This is a genomic window from Formosa sp. Hel3_A1_48 (genome assembly GCF_001735715.1).
Taxonomy (GTDB): Bacteria; Bacteroidota; Bacteroidia; order Flavobacteriales; family Flavobacteriaceae; genus UBA3537.
Map to the genome: position 1 here is coordinate 217,231 of NZ_CP017259.1, position 20,155 is coordinate 237,385.

The 20,155-nt window shown below is 33.4% G+C and carries 15 protein-coding genes; 5 read left to right on the top strand and 10 right to left on the bottom strand.

The window, feature by feature from the left end; all coding sequences use genetic code 11:
• The first annotated feature begins 192 nt into the window (after positions 1-192).
• On the top strand, positions 193-4,326 hold the full coding sequence (locus FORMA_RS01000; protein ID WP_069673911.1) for a hybrid sensor histidine kinase/response regulator transcription factor: 4,134 nt from the start codon (positions 193-195) through the stop codon (positions 4,324-4,326).
• 1 nt (position 4,327) lies between these two features.
• Here the strand turns inward: FORMA_RS01000 and FORMA_RS01005 are convergent, their stop codons facing one another.
• The 6 genes from FORMA_RS01005 to FORMA_RS01030 all read right to left on the bottom strand — a co-directional run bounded on the left by FORMA_RS01005 (position 4,328) and on the right by FORMA_RS01030 (position 13,250).
• On the bottom strand, positions 4,328-6,265 hold the full coding sequence (locus FORMA_RS01005; protein WP_197500770.1) for a cellulase family glycosylhydrolase: 1,938 nt from the start codon (positions 6,263-6,265) through the stop codon (positions 4,328-4,330).
• A gap of 51 nt (positions 6,266-6,316) precedes the next feature.
• Positions 6,317-6,655: a hypothetical protein gene (locus FORMA_RS01010; protein WP_069673913.1), complete on the bottom strand. Its 339-nt coding sequence runs from the start codon at positions 6,653-6,655 to the stop codon at positions 6,317-6,319.
• Between the two features lie 2 nt (positions 6,656-6,657).
• On the bottom strand, positions 6,658-7,977 hold the full coding sequence (locus FORMA_RS01015; protein ID WP_069673914.1) for a T9SS type A sorting domain-containing protein: 1,320 nt from the start codon (positions 7,975-7,977) through the stop codon (positions 6,658-6,660).
• 21 nt (positions 7,978-7,998) lie between these two features.
• Positions 7,999-8,865 (bottom strand): alpha/beta hydrolase, encoded by an 867-nt coding sequence (locus tag FORMA_RS01020; protein WP_197500771.1) that lies wholly within the window; start codon positions 8,863-8,865, stop codon positions 7,999-8,001.
• A 101-nt stretch (positions 8,866-8,966) separates the two neighbouring features.
• Positions 8,967-10,562 (bottom strand): sulfatase family protein, encoded by a 1,596-nt coding sequence (locus FORMA_RS01025; RefSeq protein ID WP_083236595.1) that lies wholly within the window; start codon positions 10,560-10,562, stop codon positions 8,967-8,969.
• A 111-nt stretch (positions 10,563-10,673) separates the two neighbouring features.
• Positions 10,674-13,250: a sulfatase-like hydrolase/transferase gene (locus FORMA_RS01030; RefSeq protein ID WP_069673915.1), complete on the bottom strand. Its 2,577-nt coding sequence runs from the start codon at positions 13,248-13,250 to the stop codon at positions 10,674-10,676.
• Positions 13,251-13,404: 154 nt separating this feature from the next.
• Between FORMA_RS01030 and FORMA_RS01035 the strand changes: the two genes are divergently transcribed.
• A complete protein-coding gene (locus FORMA_RS01035; protein ID WP_069673916.1) occupies positions 13,405-14,301 on the top strand; it encodes an aldose 1-epimerase in 897 nt (298 codons plus the stop codon).
• A 149-nt stretch (positions 14,302-14,450) separates the two neighbouring features.
• On the opposite strand, the gene FORMA_RS01040 is transcribed toward FORMA_RS01035, so the two are convergent.
• From FORMA_RS01040 to FORMA_RS01050, 3 genes are all read right to left on the bottom strand, one after another.
• Complete coding sequence (locus FORMA_RS01040; protein WP_069673917.1) at positions 14,451-15,626, bottom strand: hypothetical protein; 1,176 nt, start codon at positions 15,624-15,626, stop codon at positions 14,451-14,453.
• A gap of 268 nt (positions 15,627-15,894) precedes the next feature.
• On the bottom strand, positions 15,895-16,764 hold the full coding sequence (locus tag FORMA_RS01045) for an Lcl C-terminal domain-containing protein (protein ID WP_157506003.1): 870 nt from the start codon (positions 16,762-16,764) through the stop codon (positions 15,895-15,897).
• 7 nt (positions 16,765-16,771) lie between these two features.
• Positions 16,772-17,245: a T9SS type A sorting domain-containing protein gene (locus FORMA_RS01050; protein WP_069673919.1), complete on the bottom strand. Its 474-nt coding sequence runs from the start codon at positions 17,243-17,245 to the stop codon at positions 16,772-16,774.
• Between the two features lie 275 nt (positions 17,246-17,520).
• Between FORMA_RS01050 and FORMA_RS01055 the strand changes: the two genes are divergently transcribed.
• Both FORMA_RS01055 and FORMA_RS01060 read left to right on the top strand, forming a co-directional pair.
• Entirely contained in the window at positions 17,521-18,105 is a 585-nt protein-coding gene (locus tag FORMA_RS01055) for an SOUL family heme-binding protein (RefSeq protein WP_069673920.1), read from the top strand.
• 17 nt (positions 18,106-18,122) lie between these two features.
• Complete coding sequence (locus tag FORMA_RS01060) at positions 18,123-19,079, top strand: alpha/beta fold hydrolase (RefSeq protein ID WP_069673921.1); 957 nt, start codon at positions 18,123-18,125, stop codon at positions 19,077-19,079.
• Positions 19,080-19,114: 35 nt separating this feature from the next.
• On the opposite strand, the gene FORMA_RS01065 is transcribed toward FORMA_RS01060, so the two are convergent.
• The gene (locus FORMA_RS01065; RefSeq protein WP_069673922.1) at positions 19,115-19,495 is read right to left on the bottom strand and encodes a Fur family transcriptional regulator; all 381 of its coding nucleotides are present in this window, start codon (positions 19,493-19,495) and stop codon (positions 19,115-19,117) included.
• An 81-nt stretch (positions 19,496-19,576) separates the two neighbouring features.
• Here FORMA_RS01065 and FORMA_RS01070 point away from each other — a divergent pair, with 81 nt between their 5' ends.
• Complete coding sequence (locus tag FORMA_RS01070; protein WP_069673923.1) at positions 19,577-19,987, top strand: MerC domain-containing protein; 411 nt, start codon at positions 19,577-19,579, stop codon at positions 19,985-19,987.
• Positions 19,988-20,155 lie beyond the last annotated feature (168 nt).

Here is a 20,155-nt window from a genome sequence, read left to right on the forward strand (position 1 = left end):
TTAATTTAAGTATAGAAGTAACTCAAACAAATATATTTGAATCATTAGCTTGACTATGGAACATTTGAAGAAATTTATGTAATTTATGAAGCATTAAAAAAAAATCTTCTCATAATATATTCAATATATTGTAAATTAATTGATCTTTACCCACCCCAATCTTTCATTACTTTTTCTGCGAAATTAAAATCTATGCGCGCAGGTATTATTTTAAACATTTTTGTTTTTTTTATTTTCAATCCAAGTCCAGTCATAGCTCAGCAAGACTATGATAGTGTAAATTTTGAATCACTTGCAGAAGATATTGGAACGAGGGCTGTTTCTTGTATTATTAAAGACCACAAAGGAATAGTTTGGATTGGAACTCAAGGCAATGGCTTGAGTTCATTTAATGGCCATGAATTAAAGAACTATAAGCATATATGGGACGATGATAAAACAATTGACAACTCAGTCATTAATGTTATTTATATAGATAAAAGTAATGATTTATGGGTCGGTACTGAAGAAGGCCTCAACCTATACAACAGGAACTTAGATCAATTCACATACATACCACTTAATGAACTTAATTCAAAAATTCAAATAAAAGCTATTAATGAAACAGATGATAACTCATTACTAATAGGAACGCACAGCTTCGGTGTTTTTAAGGTCAATAAAGAATCTCTTTTGAGCACAGCTGTGGTTTTAGAGAAAAATATAAATACCAACAGATTTCAAGTTAACAGTATTGAGACAACCAAGAGAGGTGCTATTTTAATTGGTTCAAACATAGGGCTACACGGATACAATCCGCTGAGCAATAGCATTAACCAAGCTGAATTTACAACACTTGGAGGTCGAAAAATCATTGAAAATCCAATACAAACCATCTTCAACAAAAAAGACGGAAGTATTTGGCTAGGCACAGTAAGTGATGGATTGATTGAAATTTTGACTACCCCCACTAATTACTATGAGTTCAAATATCACACCATCACCAACAAACGAATCTTGACCTTGGACTCTAATGATGAGGGTTCTCTTTTTTGTGGAACCGAAAATGATGGCCTATTTATTCTAAATAAAGAAGGTAAAATCAACTCACTTAAATACGAAAGATCAAAAACTAAAGGCATTAAATCAAATTCAATTTGGTCAACATTTATTGATGATAAAAATAGAATATGGCTAGGATATTTTAACCAAGGAATTGACATCTATGACAAAGAAAAAGAACGGTTTAAATCTATTGAAAGTATTCCAAACAAAGACCAATCGCTATACTCAAAGTCTGTTACAGCCATAGCTCAAGATAGCCAAAAACGTTTTTGGTTTGGAATTGCTGATGGTGGAGTTGATGTGTATGACCCCTTAACTGAAAAGTTTACACATCTAATTGATCAAAGCAATCCTATTGCTAAAGGCCTTACAAGTAGTAACGTGGTAACAGTTTACATCGATAAACGCGAAAATATATGGGTAGGTACTTGGAATTCTGGTTTGTTTTTATTGGAAAAAGGGAAGAGCGTATTTAAAAATATTAACGTTGACAACAGCAATGGTGTTTTTAAATCCAATAGAATTATGAGCTTTGCCGAAGATTCAATGGGAACCATATGGATTGGTAGTTTTTTAAGTGGTCTTTATTCATACAATCCAAAATCCAAAACGTTTATTCATCATCAAGAGCCAGCCCTAACAGAAAAATATATTGACACAAAAAATATCCGAAAAGTTTTAGTTGATCAAAGTGATAATATTTGGCTCGGCACTAGAACTGGTTTGTTCAAATTGTCAAATATCAATAATTACCCAAAAGTTGAATCATACAATGCACTCATCAATAAAACACTTAAAACAACTGCTAGCTTTAACGTAATTACGACACTTTTTGAAGACCAAAACAATAATATTTGGATTGGCACCGATGGTTATGGTCTTTTCCAATTGAATCCAATAAAAAATACAACTAAGTGGTACAACAGCTCTGATAACTTCATTCACCAATCGATTACCTCATTTATCGAATCTGAACCAGGAATCTTTTGGTTTACGGGTGACAATGGTATGACAAAATTTGATTACACCGCAAATAACTTTACTAATTACAATACCCAAGATGGAATTCTAGCTAATAACTTCAACAAAAACTCTGTATATTTTTCAGAGGATGGCGTCCTATTTTTTGGTTGTAATAAAGGGATTAACTTTTTTGATCCACAAACAATAACAATAAACTATGATGTGCCAAAAGTCTATATATCAGATTTTAAGCTTTCCAATAAAAGCATAAAACCAAGCGATGAAAATTCTCCACTAAGTAAAGTTATTGGAGAAACTTCGAATCTTCAACTTAAGCACAATCAGAGTTTATTTACAATAGGTTTTTTTGGATTAAGCTACACGAACTCAAAGAATTTAGAATACGCCTATTATTTAGACGGGTTTGAGCCTGGTTGGAACTATGTTAAGAAAACCCGAAATGCAACATATACAAATATACCTCCTGGACGTTATGATTTCAAAGTAAAGGCTGCAAATTCAGATGGGATTTGGAATAATGACTACACATCTTTAGAGATTGAAATATTACCACCATGGTGGGAAACCAATCTTGCCTCCTTTATGTTTTTTGTACTTTTTTTAATTGTTATCTATAATATTTATAGATTCATTGATATCCGTGTGAAAGAACGGCTAGAAATAAAAAGAGAACGAGAAGAACGAAAACAACTTGAAGGTCTAAATGATAAAAAAATACAATTCTTTACTAATATCTCTCATGAGTTCAGAACCCCTTTGACACTCATTTTAAATCCATTGGAAGAAATTATTAAAAACACCAATTTAAAACTCCCGGACAGTATCAAGGAGAAACATAAAATTATTTACAAAAACTCAAAACGCTTATCTAGACTAATAAATGAATTAATGGATTTTAGAAAGTTGCAATTTGAGAAAATGGAAGTTAATGTTTCTAAATTCGATTTAATTCCTTTTGCCCAAGAAGTAGCAAGTCATTTTGAAGAAGAAGCGATACAACGCAATATTGAATTGATAATAAAAAATAAAACAAACAACATCAACATATGGGCCGATCCATCAATGCTTGAAAAAATTATTTTCAATCTTTTATCAAATGCTTTTAAGGCCACTCTAGGAAAAGGTAAAGTAGTGTTAGAAATACAAGAAACAAAAGGTGAAATGTATTTCCCTTTAATAAAAAATAAAAAGCTAACAAAAGCGGTATGCATAAGCATCACCGATAGCGGAATTGGAATAAAAGCAGAGGATTTAAATAAAATATTTTCCCGTTTTTTTCAGGTAAAGGAACTGGATAAGCAGTACTATGGTGGTACCGGTATCGGCCTAGAGGTTGTCAAAAGCTTTGTTGATTTACACAAAGGAAAAATTGATGTCAAAAGTAAAAATAATGTTGGTACAGAATTTAAAATTTATCTTCCAAAGGGAAATAAACACTTTAATAAGGACCTATCAAACATGGATATAAATCCAGATACTTCAAATTTTGATCAAATCAATGACGTATTAGACGAGATTGATAGTATTGAGCAAAAAAAGCCTAAATCAAAGAAAACAATTCTTATCGTCGAAGACAATCTAGAACTTAAAAATTATGTCAAAAATGAACTTAAAGAACATTATAAAATTAAAACCGCAGAAAATGGTAAAGAAGGCCTAGAAAAAGCACTTAAATTTATGCCCGATATGATTATTACAGATATAATGATGCCTGTAATGGATGGAATTGAATTTTGCAAAAGAGTTAAAAATGATATAAAAATTAGCCATATCCCCCTACTGATGATGACTGCAAAAGGGATGCAAATTGACAAAATAAAGGGGATAGATTCTGGCGCAGATGCTTACATCACAAAACCATTCAACATGAGTGTGATGAAGTCACACATAAAACAACTTATTACAAGTCGTCAAATCTTATTTGAAAAATATTTTAATGGAATTCAAAATAAAGATTTATCCAACACTACTTCTTTAGACAAACAATTTATCACAAATGTATTGGACTATATCCATAATGATATAGCTAATCCAAACTTAGGTGTTGAGCAACTAGCCGAGGAGCTGTTCCTTAGTAGAAGTAAACTCTACAGAAAAATAAAGGCATTGACAGGGGATACAGCTACTGAATTTATTAGAAAGATTAGATTAGAGAAAGCTAAAGAATTATTAGAAAAAACAGATCTGACCGTAAGTGAAATTGGTTATAAAGTTGGATTTTCTTCTCCGTCTTATTTTACCAAATGTTTTAAAAATCATTTTGGTCGAATTCCAAAAGAAATAAGATTAGAAAAATAGACTAATTTTTTACAAATTTCTTTTCGACAATTGCTCTATTTTCAAATTCAACTTTAGCTATATAAACCCCATTTGACAGATGATTGACAGCAATTAAATTTGTGCGTTTTTTGGATACAATTAAACGCCCTGTACTATCGTATATTTCAATATATAAAATTTTATGGGTAGTATTCAAAAATAGATTTTCTTTAACCGGATTTGGATATAATTTTAACTCTAAATCTAATGGAGGTGCATTGTAGCCAAGAGAATAATCTTCTACTAATACATCAAACAAATCCAAAAAATAGAGCCCTACATCCGCCCCCATCAAGACTTGAACCTGCACATTGGTTATGTTTTGAGGAACTATATATTCAAATGAATAATATTCATAAGAAGTGGACAAAGAAAACGCTGAGGAAGCTGTATAATAAGGATTGTTCAAATTATCCTCTGCTTTTATTCTAAGTTTTAATGATGTACCAAACGTTGGGGATTTTGCATAACAACCTATTGTAATTTTTTTGTTGGTTAAGTCTTGTTCATAATCAATGTTACTCAAAACAACTTTATTGTAGGTGTCTGAAGCTGTAACCTCAATTCTGGCAGCAGAACTTCCAGAAAAAACAGTGTCAGAATGTTCTGAAATTGTGGCTACTGCACTACCAAATGTATTGAAAGTCCAACTTGATGTTACACCACATTCAAAATCGGGATTTAAAATAATTTGTCCCGAGGTCGGACCATAGCATTCTGGCCATATCCCATCCGCTAAAAGCGCTTCTTTTACGTCTTCAACCCAAACTCCTGTATCAGCATTTGAAGTGAATGGGTTATCAGTGCGTAGATGAATGGTCTTATTGGACTTATTACCCGAGCACCATGCTGAAAATGAAAACCCTCTGTCTATGGCTTGTTCAGCAATATAGCGGTGGTACTCCACTCGATCAGAATTAACAGGTCCACCGTTATCTCCATAAACTCCTGTTTGATAATTATAGCCTCCTTCGTTATCCGCACCAAATTCTCCAAGTGTAATAGGGATACTGTTGTTTTCAGACCAAGTTTTAACAGTATTAAAATGTGAGGTTACCGTTGATTTATCGTTAGTTGTTCCCCAATTAAAATCATTATTATTTGCTGTTGACGAGCTCGTAAAATTAAAAGGGATATAATAATGAAATGAAGCTATTAAGTTTGCATCACTGTTTAGAACTGCAGCACCAATAGTGGTTGGTGCTTGATAGGAATTTAATGTACCTCCTGTAATTATGATTGGACGTGTACTATTATTTCCGCCAGTGGATCTAATGGCCTCTATAATCATTAAATTGATTTCGTCCATCTCTTGTGCACTAACTTCAAAATAAGGTTCGTTAACGACTTCAAAAATTAAAGTTGAAGGAGCGTTTACAAAACGATTTGCAATTTGAAGCCAAATAGATTTAAATTTCATTAAATCCGCTGCTCGCTTTGCTGATGTTGGGTACGAATAATTATTGCTTTCAATATTAAAGGTCTCCAAAAATTTAGCTTTTAACTCTGCACCGTGAAAATCAATAATGGTGTACAAACCCTGCCCGATAGACCAATTTACAACGGTTTCAACCCGATTCAAATAAGTTTCACTTACTAAAAAATCTGTAATGCCCCCATCATATTGATCAACAGTATTGGCATTTGATGACCATAGTGAAGTATCATCGCCTGTTGTTCGGGATCCAAAAAAATCCATTGGAATTCTGACATTAGAAAAACCAGCATCAGCAACATCAATAAAATATTGCTCGTAAACAACAGGTGCCCAATTACCTTCCACTGGAGCACTTAAAGTATTACCTAGGTTTACACCTCTACCCATTTGTTCTACAATACCCCAGGAAGAAGTTTGTGCATTGATTAAAGAACTACCAAGCAGGCAAAACACTATTAATATTCTCTTTTGTTCTTTCATAAAAAAAGAGGAGACCATGGTCTCCTCTGTATTAAAAGCAAAACCTTGTCATTATTTTTTAAAACTTTTACGCTCCAAGTCAATAATTTTTTGAACCTCTTCTCTATTAAATCTAGTCATTAATTTCTGACGAGTTTCTTTGGAAGCTGTTTTATAGACTGCTTTTTTTTCATCTTCGGAAAGTCCTTTACCTCGAATTTTTCTTGCATTAGAAGCATATTTATTATACAATGTTTGTTGTATAAACTCTGCGTCTGCATCTGAAATTTCCATTTGAGAGGTGATGAGTGCCACAGCATTCTCAGAACGATTGGCCGCAAATTTATTTTCTTGTGCCTCTACAAATAGAGTAAATAGACATAAAACAGCGGTGAATAAGATTTTTTTCATATTTATTTTTTTAAGAATCGTTTTGATGTTGATTGACCGTTAATAGTCTTCATAGTTATTATATACATTCCTTTAGAAAGATTAGAGACATTAATCGTTTCAAAATTATCAGTTTTGCGAATTATTTTTTGTCCCAATAAATTATTAATTTGAATTTCTATTAAATCAATATTAGACTGTAAATTTAAAATATTATCCGTAGGGTTTGGATAAATATTTATTGAAGAAATATCTAATATTTGTGTTGATAATGTACCTGCACTAGCCCAATTTAAATAATAATCATCAACATAGTAAGTTGTTGAAGATTCTGGAAATTGTAAGATTGGATATATTTTAGTATCAGCAGCTAAAGAAGTTGCATCGACAACTGGTGAATATATTTTTGTCCATTGATTAGCTGGAATTGATGTATCACTAAAATTATTTAAATTTCCAACTTTAAGATTAAACTTAACCGATGTAGCAGTAGGCGACTTAACCCAAACAGAACCTTGATATTCCCTTGCTGCTGTGGTTGTAGGATGTAAATATCGTATACCAAAACTTTCATTATCTTTAAATACCAATACTCCTCTTTGTGAGGCACTAGCATCAGATGTTGTAACATACTTTAAACTATGCAATCCACTGTGAACATTATCTAAATTATCTTCTAAACTTAGGGCTCCATAATTACCACCATTATATCCTTGATGTGCAAAGTAATTAGTATAATCAACAAAAGCAGTTGTGCTATTAAGATTAAAGCCATCTCCTCTGTGTATACTACTTTCAACACTTGAATTTGGATTACCTTGACTCAAAGAAACATCATCAATATAAAAAGAGGATGCACCAGTTGGAGCAAATCTTGGCTTGATTACATCACCTACAACAGCATCATAAAAAATAATCATATATTTCCAATCGGTATCATTAAATGGAATAGTTGCCATTGAATATGTAAAAGAACCATTCGTACCTATTTTATAACCTGCCTTTATAGTAGTATTAGCTGTTGTTGCTTTAATCCAAAAACCAAAGAAATATCGACCTGGTTCAGTTATAGTTATTGAATTTGAAGGTGTGAAATATCCCTTATTACTTACTGTAGCAGTATATAAAACTGAATTTGTGGATAAATTACTGTGAGTGTTTGTTGTTTCTTGGGCGTAAGAAGACTGATTAGTACCATTATTTTCTAGTGTCCAACCTGTTAAAGAACCAGTATCCCAAGTGTCAAATTCTGCATTTGGTAAATAATTTTCTGTTTTTTCTTGAGCATTCAAATAAATTGAAAAAGAAAAAAACAAAATTGATAAAAAGTAAAAATTTCTCATGTGTTTGATTTTATTGGTTAATTAAATTTTGTATTGTTTTTTTATTGTTGACTCGCCTTCTAAATAGCCTAAAGAGACTAAAAAGCGGTCAATTTCGTCAGTTGTTTCAATGAAATATTTCACAGGGGGTTTTGCAAAAAAAGCATGCCCTTGTCCTTCATATAAAACCACATCACAGCGATTACCAGATGACTCCATTTTGGACTGGTATTTTTTCACGGTTGGCACTGGTAAAATTCTATCTTCTGTCCCCACAAGTATAATAGTTGGAGGTGCCTTTTTTGAAATATTATGAATTGGTGAAAGTGATTTATAATCATGACCAAAACGCTTGTGGGCATAATGGTCAGGTCCTAAATCCAGTACAGGATTTAACAACACCAATGCATTAGGTTTTGAACTAATACTTAACTCCTCAGTAAGGTTATCCCACATTTTTAATAATCCACAACTTGCTGCTAAATGCCCTCCAGCAGATCCACCGCCAGCGGTTATTGTATTGGGGTTGATCTTAAATTTATTGGCGTGTTTTCTAATGTATCTTAGAGCAGATTTTGCATCTTCAACAGCATCGTAAGGTGAGGTACCATGCGTATTTTTCAGCCTATATTCTGCCGAAATAGCTACCATCCCTCTAGAAGCAAAATACATCGATTGGCGTTTGAATGCCTTGTGATTGCCATTGTTCCAGCCCCCACCATGAAAGAAAATAATAGCATTGTGTATTTTCTGTTCATCAAATTTTTTGGGATTATAAACATGAAGTTTTAGAGTAATATCCTCAACAGTTTTGTAAACAACAGCGTTTGCATTAATAATTTCAGGAGCTGCATGAGAGAAAGCTGAAATAAGCAAAAATGAAAATATCATTGTTTTTAAAACATTCATAGTCCAAACTTATGTTTAAGAAAACGTTGTAGATGAAACATTTGAAGCAAATACTGTTATTAATGAAGCAAACAGTAAGTTTATTTTATTGAAAATGAAAATTAACGCTGATTCAAATTTTCTTCGTTGTATACCCGCTCGATAACAATGTCTGTCATTTTTCGCATTTCGTCTAGCCCTATATTATCTTTATATTTGATTTGAAGTGCTTTTAATTTTTTCTTTAGCTTTTTTATTAGTTTCTTATACTTGACATTTTCATATAAATTATTTACCTCATTGGGGTCATTATCCAAGTCATATAATTCCCACTCGTCCATTGAATAATAAAAATGAATCAACTTAAAACGGTTGGTACGAATACCATAATGCGGTTGTACCTTATGCCATTTGGGATATTCGTAGTAATGATAATATACTGCGTCTCGAACATCACTAGTTTCTAAATCCAATTGAGAAACAAAACTTGTGCCTTGCATGTCCTCTGGAACAGAAATCCCAGCTAATTCCAACATAGTGGGTGCGAAATCAATATTCAATAATAAATTAAAATTAACTGTACCTGGTTCAATGCGTTTTGGGTATGAGATCATAAAAGGCATTCGAAAAGACTCTTCATACATCCAGCGCTTATCAAACCACCCGTGCTCACCCAAATAAAATCCCTGGTCAGAGGTGTAGATAACAATAGTATTTTCGGCCAATCCACTTGCTTCCAAATAATCGAGCATCTGCCCTACAGCCTTATCAACCCCTGCTACACAACGTAAATAATCCTTAATATAAGTTTGGTATTTCCAGTTTTTCAAGGCAGCTCCTTGCAACGTATCTGATGGGGTCCAAAACTGACCTTGATTACCATAGGAATAATAATCATTCAATTCTCGCTTGTTGAGTCCATCTGGTGGTGGTATTTTTAAATCACGACGATTCATGTGGTTTTCAATCTCCATCCATTGGTCTTTTGCTGCTTTTCTCCCCTCATAATCATCATTAAAATTTGGAGGATGAGGAAAATCACCGTCGTTAAAAAGCGAATGAAATTCTTCCGCTGGCTCCCATGGTCGGTGCGGCGCCTTAAACTGATACATCAGCATAAAGGGTTTTTCTTTATCACGTTCATGATCCAACCACTTTATGGCATCATGAGCAACTTGTGCAGTTGAATGACGCTTGCGCTCAACAATTGTATCCTTTCCATTTTCCAAAAAAACAGGGTTAAAATAAGTACCCTGCCCACCCCAATTAATCATCACCTTAGAATAGTCAAACCCCGTAGGATTTGTCCCTAAATGCCATTTTCCTATCACAGCGGTTTCATATCCTGATTTTTGAAATAGCTTGGGAAATGTCATTTGGCTACCATCAAAATCTCCTCCTTTTTCATTCTTAAAAAACCCATTTACATGACTATACTTTCCGGTCAAAATTGAGGCTCGACTTGGACCACAAATAGAATTGGTATTAAACGTTCTGGTCATTAGCATGCCATTTTCGGCAATGCGATCAATATTTGGAGTAGGCGCCAATTCTGCCAGCCAGTCTTGGTAAGCACTTACGGCACTAACGGCATGATCGTCAGACATTATAAAAACAATATTAGGGCGACTATTGGATGATAAATCAACGTTCGTATTAGTTTGTCCGTTGCAATAGGAAATTACAAGTAGAGAGAATAAAATTTTTAATTTTTTCATACCCATGTTATTTAAAGGATTAATTAAATATGTTCAGTCTTTAGCTCAAAGCTACAACTGCAGTACTGTATCGATATAAAGGGGCAAAATTTGATTAAAAGATTATAGGTTTTATTGATTGTTTGTCAAAGCTTTTTTAATTATACTATAAGCTGGTGTAGGTTCAAAATTAGAATCGTATATGGATTGGAAATAAATATCGGGTTTTTTAAATCGCTCACCCATATCCCATAAATTCAGAGTAACCACACCAGAATTAACTTTAGATTGTAAAACATTTACTATTTTTTGATAAATAATAGCTTGTGTTTGAAATTCCTTAAGTAAATTTGATTTATCAGCTATTTTATAATCCAATTCCGTAATGTGAAAATCTAAATCATTGGCATGAGCCCAATCTATTAAGTCTGATAATTCCATTAAAGCTTGATCTGTTTTTTCAATAAAATTAGCTGTAGTTTTACTTAACTTTAAATGACCTTGCCAGCCAATTCCATCTACACGAAGACCCTTACTTCTGAGATAAAGGATAGTTTCTTTAACCTTGTCCCACATGGGTTTTTGCATGCCAGCGTTTTGATTGTATACTAACTTGACGTTAGGTGCATGTTTCGTTGCTATTTCAAAAGCTTTTACGATATAATTCGGAACACCATTTTCGTCTAGTCCCATAGTTAGCCAAGGGTTTTCCCAGCGATCGGTTCCTGGTTTTGGACCAAACCAACTGCCATCAGGTAAAATAGTTTCATTGACTACATCCATGTAATGTACCGTTGATTCTTCGTTATAGCGTTTGGCTGAAGCTGTCATAAATTCAATCATAACATCCTCTAACTCTTCTGCTGTCCTATGGTCTTCCTTAGCCCATTTTGAAGCTTGTGGGCTGATGGGACCATGAATGCGAACAGAAAGATTGTGAGTTTTTGAAAACTCTAGAAACTCATCTATTCTATCCCATTGCCAAACACCCGGTCTAGGATATACACGTTGCTGTTTAGCAGCATTTGCAGGACATAAGAATTTAAAGTCTTTCAAGAAAAGTTCTTCTTCCTTACCTCCAAGTTCATGATGGTTTAGAGTGGCTCCTATCAATAGTTTATTTTCAGAAGCTTTTACTAAATCTTTTATGGGTGTATTACTTTGAGTGTTGAAAAAATTAGCCGCTAGTTTCTGAAATCGTTGAATCAAAGATTTTGATTTTTCATCTTCTGCAAGATTAACTGTTTCTGCTGGGTCTATTTTGTAATCATAGAGTTCTTCAGCAAAAATATCTTTTTCAAAAACAGGATCTGTGCTTTTCTTTCCATTAAGCCATACCGTATAGCGGTAGCGGTCAGTCCTAAAACTATATCCTGTTTTTTTAGCATTAGTCCATTGACTAACCGCAAAAGGCTTTACAGATATTTGTTCGCCCCTAACTAATGGCATTAAATTTTTTCCATCTAAGTTTTCTGGTATTTTAAACCCAGTAGCAGCACAAAGTGTTGGAAAAATATCAACAAATTCTGTTGGTGATTTAATTTGTATTTTTTTATTAACTCTTGGGTCTAAAATAACAAGTGGTGAACGGGTAGCTTGCTCAAAATTCGAATGCTTATTCCACAGACCATGATCGCCCAAATGCCATCCATGATCGCCCCAAATTACAATAATCGTATTTTTATCCAAACCTGTTGTTTTTAGCTTATCCATAATTTTACCAATTTGCGCATCAATAAAACTAGTACTGGCATAGTATCCATGGATCAGATCTTTTTGAAATTCATCAGAAAGTATTACTCGATTGCTGTTTGAAACTTCATATGAAATTTCTGGAGTGATATAAGATCTCAGTTCTCCAGAGCTATGATAAGCTATTCTAGGACCATTTTTAGAATTCTGTTGAAATTCATTGATTTTAAATTTTGATGGATCATACATGTCCCAATAGCGCTTTGGTGGCGTAAATGGCAAATGAGGCCGCTTAAATCCAACAGCTAAAAAGAATGGTTCACTAGATTCTAATTTATATTCATCAAGAAATTTATTGGCGTATATTGCCAAAGCGCCATCTACATAAGCATCGTCTGGGGCATCAGTCTTTTCGAAAGGGGGTTTAAATGTATCTCTTAAATATTTTCCTAAATTTTTAACCCCATTAGCTTTTGCTTCATTTCTTAATTCTTTAATATGTGCTTTAATTTTTGGGTCTTGGTAAAACCCCATAGCAGGTGGACCATAGTCACTAGGATAGTCAAATTTGTGTTCAGGCATGTATGGGATAGACCATGAGGGTTTATCTCTAAATTGATCTACACAGCGAGGATCAAAAATTTTACCTAGTCCAACAGTTGTGTAGCCGTTATCTCTAAAGAATTGAGGAATGGTAACAATGTCTGGAACCATATCGCGCATCTTAGTTTTTAAGTCTCTAACCTTTGTATAGTCCGGACGCTTTCCAGTCATTAGACTGGCACGAGCTGGACCACAGACAGCTTGTTGGGTGTGGTTATTTAAGAAAACTGTACCGTTTTCAGCTAGTAAATCAATGTTTGGAGTGCGTGCTAAATCGTCTCCAAAAGCACCAATAGTTGGCTTCAAATCATCAACCGCAATGAAAATAATATTTGGAGAAGAATTTGAAACCTGAGCCTGAATTAAACCACAAAAAAAGAAAAATAGAAAAGTAAATTGAATTGTTTTAGTCATGTTATATTTTGATTCAATCAAACTTAATATTTATTTGAACCCACGTATGATAAATTTGTTGCAAATTCTATGACTAATGGGGATGTTTAAACTTAATATGTTGGAATTGTGTGGTAAAATCGTATTTTTAGTAAATAACTATTAAATTATTTCCTTGTTTAGAATAGAAAATATACAAAGCACCATTGAAAACGCAATTGAGTTAATAGACTCTAAAAATGGAACAAAAGCTAGAATTAACCTAAGTTATGGAGCCAGTATTGACGAATTGGTTTTTAATAATATTAAAGTTATTACAAACCTCAAACCATTAGATCATAAAAAAACTTATCCTAGCTCTATATTATTTCCATTTGCAAATAGGATTAAGGATGGGAAATATAGGCATGAAGGTCAAAATTACAGTTTAGATTGTAATGAAAAAGAAGCAAATAATGCACTTCACGGATTAGTTTATGATAAAACCTTTAATGTTGAAGAAAAAAAACAATTTGATGACGAGGTAGAAATTAAACTTTTTTATGAAGAACTAAATCCACCAATTGGCTATCCATTTAAGTTTAGAATCGAACTACTTTATAAACTTACAAAAGACACTTTAATTCTAAAGACAAATATAATCAACATAGACGAGAAAAAGTTTCCTTTTACACTTGGATGGCACCCCTATTTTAACAGCATCGATTTGGAGATGAGCGAGATTGAGTTTAGCAGCACAAAAAAAATTAAATCCAATAAAAACAATATTTCAGTAGGAGTTGAACCCTTTGACTCGGAAATGCCTTTAAGTTTGAGTAAAAAACTATTTGATGATGCTTTTATTTTAGAACAACCGGAAGTTAAATTTTTTACACCAGAATATGACTTGGTTTTGACCTCGTCTGAAAAAGAGAACTTTTTACAATTATATACACCAATGAATACTAATGCAATTGCCATTGAACCAATGACAGGTATTTCAGACAGTTTTAATAACAAAATTGGTTTAAAAGAATTATTACCAGATGAGTGTTATGGGATTGAATGGCAAATATTTATTAAAATTAAATAATAAAATATTCTATTAAAAATAATCAAATCTTCAACAAAATAGTTCGACTTCACGACCTTATGATCTGAAATTATTATTCAAAAAAAACTCTTTAGTCTTGATGATAATTTCTTCAACAAACCACTACCCATCTCAAAATGAAGTAAATACTACAAATTAAGGTCTGTTTGAGTAGATATTTTAGGGATCTCGCGTATCTGCATTTCTTTTTCAAGATTATCTACCTGCTGTTTTAAATCTTTGGTTAGAATCTTCTTGTTTCGTTTTTCCATTGGGGGATTTAATTTCTCAGCATTCTCAAATTTAATTACGTTTTCAAGAATATCTCTGGGTAATTGAGATCCTGCTTTAGTTAGGGTATCTAAAAACTCACGTGCAAAAAACTCATCTACCTGAATACGCCTTTTTGTAGTATGAGCGAACTTACCAATTATTCTACAAACATTATCACGTTCCTCTGGACTCAATTTGTCTGCAAACTCATACTCTTCAATTTTTTTCAAACTAAGCACAATAGGCTCAAGGGCATCTTTGGTGATTACAAACACATTGTAATCACCAATATTGTAATGAAACTGATTAATTACCTCTAAAGTGTTGGAAGGTATCACCAAAAATAAATCATTCTTTACATTATCATGCTTTGCATATTTTTTGAGATTTTCAGTTTGATTTTTTATGTACTTAGGAAAATTAGATAAATCATCATTGGCTGGGCTTTTAGCATCAAAAACAATGAGTTGATCCATAATCTCTATAGAGCTATCTGGCTTGTTTCTTGGGTGTGGAAAATCTTCCTGACTAACGTAAGTTATGACATTATTTCTACATATGAGTTGTAGGTGGTTTTGAACATCTTTTTCATGGTCAGACCATTTGAGTTTCATTTTATTTAATACATCCTCTTTTTCTTGAACGCGCTCATCATTAAGGCGTGATTTCTCAGCTTCTAATGATTCTTGAAGGGTAAGGGCACTAGCAATACTTTTGGTGACTTCTTTTTGACGCCCCTCCTCTGCTTTTTGATAGGCAATGGTTTCATTCTTAAGTGTGTTGCGCTCTCTTTCAACAATTATAAAACGCTCTTCAATCGCTGCCTTTTCAATCCTTATTTGATCAAAATTTTCTGTCCTAGCAGCTGCAATATCTAGTTGTTTATTGAGGTTTGTTATGATAGTGTTTCTCTCACTCAGCTCTTTTTCCAATGCAAGTATCTTTGCATTTTTTTCTTCAAGTTGATGTTCGGGGTTTGACTTTGGCTTCTTTAAATAGATCGCCAAACCTATAAAACCAAATACTATAAATGCTAATATGAAATACTCCATATGATTTGTTATTAAATTGATTTATATGAAAACCTAAAATTAGGTAATAAATATAAAATTAAGTCCTAAAATTATTCAAATCTGTAATACAAAACAAAAGGAGTGTGTAATAATTATATGTTATTTAAGAAAATTAGAGGATATAATATGCTATTTCAAGTAAAAAGTGGTAACTCAATCCAAAAGAAAATTGCGCAAACTATAAAGAGAGCTATGGTTGTGTAAATAATTATTTGAAAATAACGTCTCACTAATATTGAATCCTTACTTAAAACTCTCGTACAGAGCGTACAAAGAAATCGGAAGAACTCAAAGTATATGTAGTACTATTGAACTGACCCCCAGAAAAAAAGTTTTGTCTCCAGGCAGTTTCTTCTGGAAAATCAAAACCACCACCGCCAGAGTTTGCTTCACTTTGTGTAGATGACCAATATGTTTTTGAGCCAAATGAGTTTGAAAACCCAACTGTTTCACCAGCAGCTTGAATAGCATTTTTATAAGAATACATTTGAGCTAACTCATACCTTGTGGGTAGCCTCCAGTCTACAAAACCTTGGCCAGCTTCTGAATGATTGGAAGGATTGGATATTAGATTTTGCGCATTGTACCACGATGTAGGTGCGTCACTTTGATCAACTAATTCACAAACTAAACCATGCTTACCGTCTGTAGAAATCATAAAAACATAACCCCCAAGTTCTGGCCAATATCCAATCGAATATGTTGGCGATGCAACACTCTGAGCTACCTTGGCATGTAATGCAAACGGAACGCTCATTAATTGGCTTACGCCTGTAATGGTGTAATTACTCCCTGCTTCTGGGTCGGTCTCAGTTTTTATAAAATAGGGGCCAGCACTCCAATCTATTGCACTAAAATCATTTGAACTGCTGCCGTCACCAATTTCTAAACTTACTAATCCATTAACATTTGAGGATGGCGTGTGGGTTTCTTGATATACCACTGTTCCTGTCGCTGAGGTTTGTAAAATACTTATACGCATACCTATAGTTTGTTCACTCACTAATTCTCCTGCAGCATCTCTAACAATTGCTTGGTAACTCATTTTTTCTGGTGCTTGCGCAAAGCCCATTGTACTTATTAATATTACGGTTAGGAAGTTGTAAATTCTATTCATCTGATGTTTATTTTTTTAAGATTTTAAACGTTTTTAATTCACTATTATTTTGGTTTATTTTCAACACATAAGTACCTACCGAAAGACGCTCCAAGCTTAACTGAGTGTGTATACTATTTATTTTTTCGTTTGATACCACTTTCCCTTGAATATCCGTAAGAACATAGCTTAAGCCTGTGAGCTCATTATCAATAATATTAAGCATAATATAATCAGAAGAAGGGTTAGGGTAAACAACAGCATCCAAATTAATTGTTGTCGGTTGTGGATTGCTTAATGTAAATAATTCAAAACTTTGTTGAACGCCTTGACTGACACTGCCATTATCGGAGGAGTTTGCGCTGTAAAACACCTGACCCAAAGTATAGCTGGAAGTGCCTCCGCCACCGCTAGCATCTCCACCAGAAATCGACAGCGTATCTTGTGATTGTGCAGAAATTGAAAATAAAAGAACTGACAATAAATATAATGTTGGTTTCATAAACGAAATGTAATTTTATTTTAAATTTACTTTTAATTCAAAAGTAATGAAAAATATAACTAAACAAGACTTGAATCCAATTTAATAGAAGATAATTACTAAAAAAAATAAAACTGCACGCTTTGCACTGATTGTTTTATACGAAACCAAGTAAAAACAGATAAGAAACAACAGCTCCATATTAACAAATTGCTGTTCAAACAATTGGTGAACAAGCTGTGTTTTCTTGAGATTATTATTTTTGATTAACTTACATGAAACTAAATAATTTAATAATGAAAATATTACTAATTATACTTGGAGTCTTAGCCTCTGCGTTTGTGGCTATCCAAATCTTTGCGTTGAATAGTCAGAGGAATATTGAAACCTACCCTTACACTGTTATTAAAAAATACAAGACCTTTGAAACTAGAGCTTATGAAGCGACTTTATTCACCTCAGTAAAACTCTCTGAAAGTGACTTCAAAAAAGCTTCTAGTCAAGGCTTCTCCATTTTGGCAGGATATATTTTTGGCGGTAATGATAGAAATGAAAAAATAGCCATGACCTCTCCGGTGAGCATGTCTTTGGAAGATTCGACAACAATGATGTTTATGGTGCCAAAAAAATTGCACAAAGACATACTACCTAAGCCTAATCAACCAGAAGTAGAGTTTAAGAAAGAACCTGCAAAAACAGTGGCGGCACTACAATTCTCGGGTTGGGCTAGCAACAAGAAAATAAAAAAATACAAACAACAATTACAAACAGCTTTGGCCAAAGAAGGTATTCCCCACACCAACCGCTTCTATTTTTTTGGATATAATGCGCCTTATGAAGTTTTTAATAGGAAAAATGAAATCATTGTGGAACTGTTTTAAAATACTAAATCAAAAACATGAAAAAACTTTATAAAATTTTAAAGGTTAGTGCTTATGTTATTGGCAGTTTAGTAATTGTCGTTTCGGTACTATTTGGATATCAAGATATACCTTTGGATGATCTAAAAGAAAAATATGCTAAATACCCATCTACCTTTACTTCAATCGATGGTATGGAAGTGCATTTCCGAGACGAAGGTGATCTCGCAGTCTCCATTCCAATTGTTTTAATTCATGGCACTGGTTCAAGTCTACATACTTTTGATGATTGGATCGATAACTTAAAACACAAATACCGAATCGTTAGAATGGATCTCCCCGGGTATGGATTGACAGATCCTTTTCCAGACAGTGATTATTCAATTGATAATTATGTCCATTTTGTAAAACAGTTCTTGGATGAGAGAGGGATTGAAAAATGTATAATTGGCGGAAATTCGCTTGGTGGACATATCGCATGGCAATTTACAGCCGAACATACAGAAAGAGTGCAAAAACTAATCTTGATAGACGCTTCGGGATACCCGAACAAAGCAAAGAGTGTACCCCTGGCTTTTAAGATTGCTAAAATCCCAATTCTGAAAAACTTATTCATGTTTATTACACCAAAATTTATAGCGCGCTCTAGTGTTGAAAACGTATACTACGACAAAAGCAAAGTAACCGATGAACTTGCAAATCGCTATTTTGAGCTCACTCTACGCAAAGGAAATCGACGAGCATTTATTGAACGTCTAGCTGTAAACAACAGCTCAGAGTCCTACAAAAGAATACGCAGTATAAAACAACCAACACTTGTCCTTTGGGGAGACCAAGATTTACTTATTCCTGTAGAAAATGCAGAGCGTTTTCATCAAGATCTACCCAATGATACATTAGTTATTATGAAAGATGCAGGGCACATTCCTATGGAAGAACTACCGCTGCAAAGCTTGAGCGTTGTCGAATCATTTCTAGACCAAAATAACGACTAATTAAGCCAGTTTCAAATAGCTTTAAGCTTAGAATTCTAGTTCAAACAGCGGTCACATTGACCCAATACTAAAACTTGAGAATTAATAACTTTACGATTGGGGATTTCAGGAAGGTTAACTTGAATTTCTAAACAATCTACTGTACCACATTCCGTGCATTGAAAATGAGGATGGACATCTGAATGATTAGACTTAGAACACCCCTTACATTTAGCAAACCATTTAACACCCTTAGCATCCAAAAAATAATGAAGCAAACCATCGTCTTCTAGTTTATCTAACAAACGATAAATTGTGGTTTTGTTGACTTGAGAACCAAGGCGCTTGATTAATTCAATTGCTGAAATAGCAGATGACTCTTTTTCAAATTCACTTAATAAAAGTTTCACCGCCAAAGTTTGTCTAATTATGCCCATTACAACAAATTTATTAATTCTTTGTGGCTTCAACAAATGCAATGATTATATTTGCAACCTAGTTGCATTAAAAACAAATTGATGAATTTAAGTTTAAAAAAGCCCGATACAATTGGCGCAATAGCCAGTTCTTTATGTGTAATACATTGTCTTATGACTCCGTTATTGTTCGCAGTACAGAGCTACTCTTCAGTTCATTTGAATACAGCACCATTGTGGTGGAAAAATTTAGATTTCCTTTTTTTAACAATATCTGTATTTGCTGTTTATCGATCTACAAAAAATTCAACAAACACAAAAGTAAAATATGCATTATGGCTGAGCTGGACCTTATTGTTTCTACTGATTGTGAATGAAAAAACAGCTTGGAAAGATTTAGCTGAGGTCACTACATACATTGCAGCTCTAGTGCTGGCCATCTTTCACATTTACAATCTAAATTATTGTCAATGTAAATCAGATGTTTGTTGTCATCAAACAAAAAAGTACTAAACTATACTTTTTAATTGTGTGCTTCAGTGAGTGATTAAAAAACTTTAAATTTAGGCTTTATCATTGAAAATTACCCCTATTCAATATAAAATGAATAGTAATTCCTTAATTTAATAAACAGTGCAAGCTAATCATTATTTATAATTGCGAATATTTACTATTTTAGCT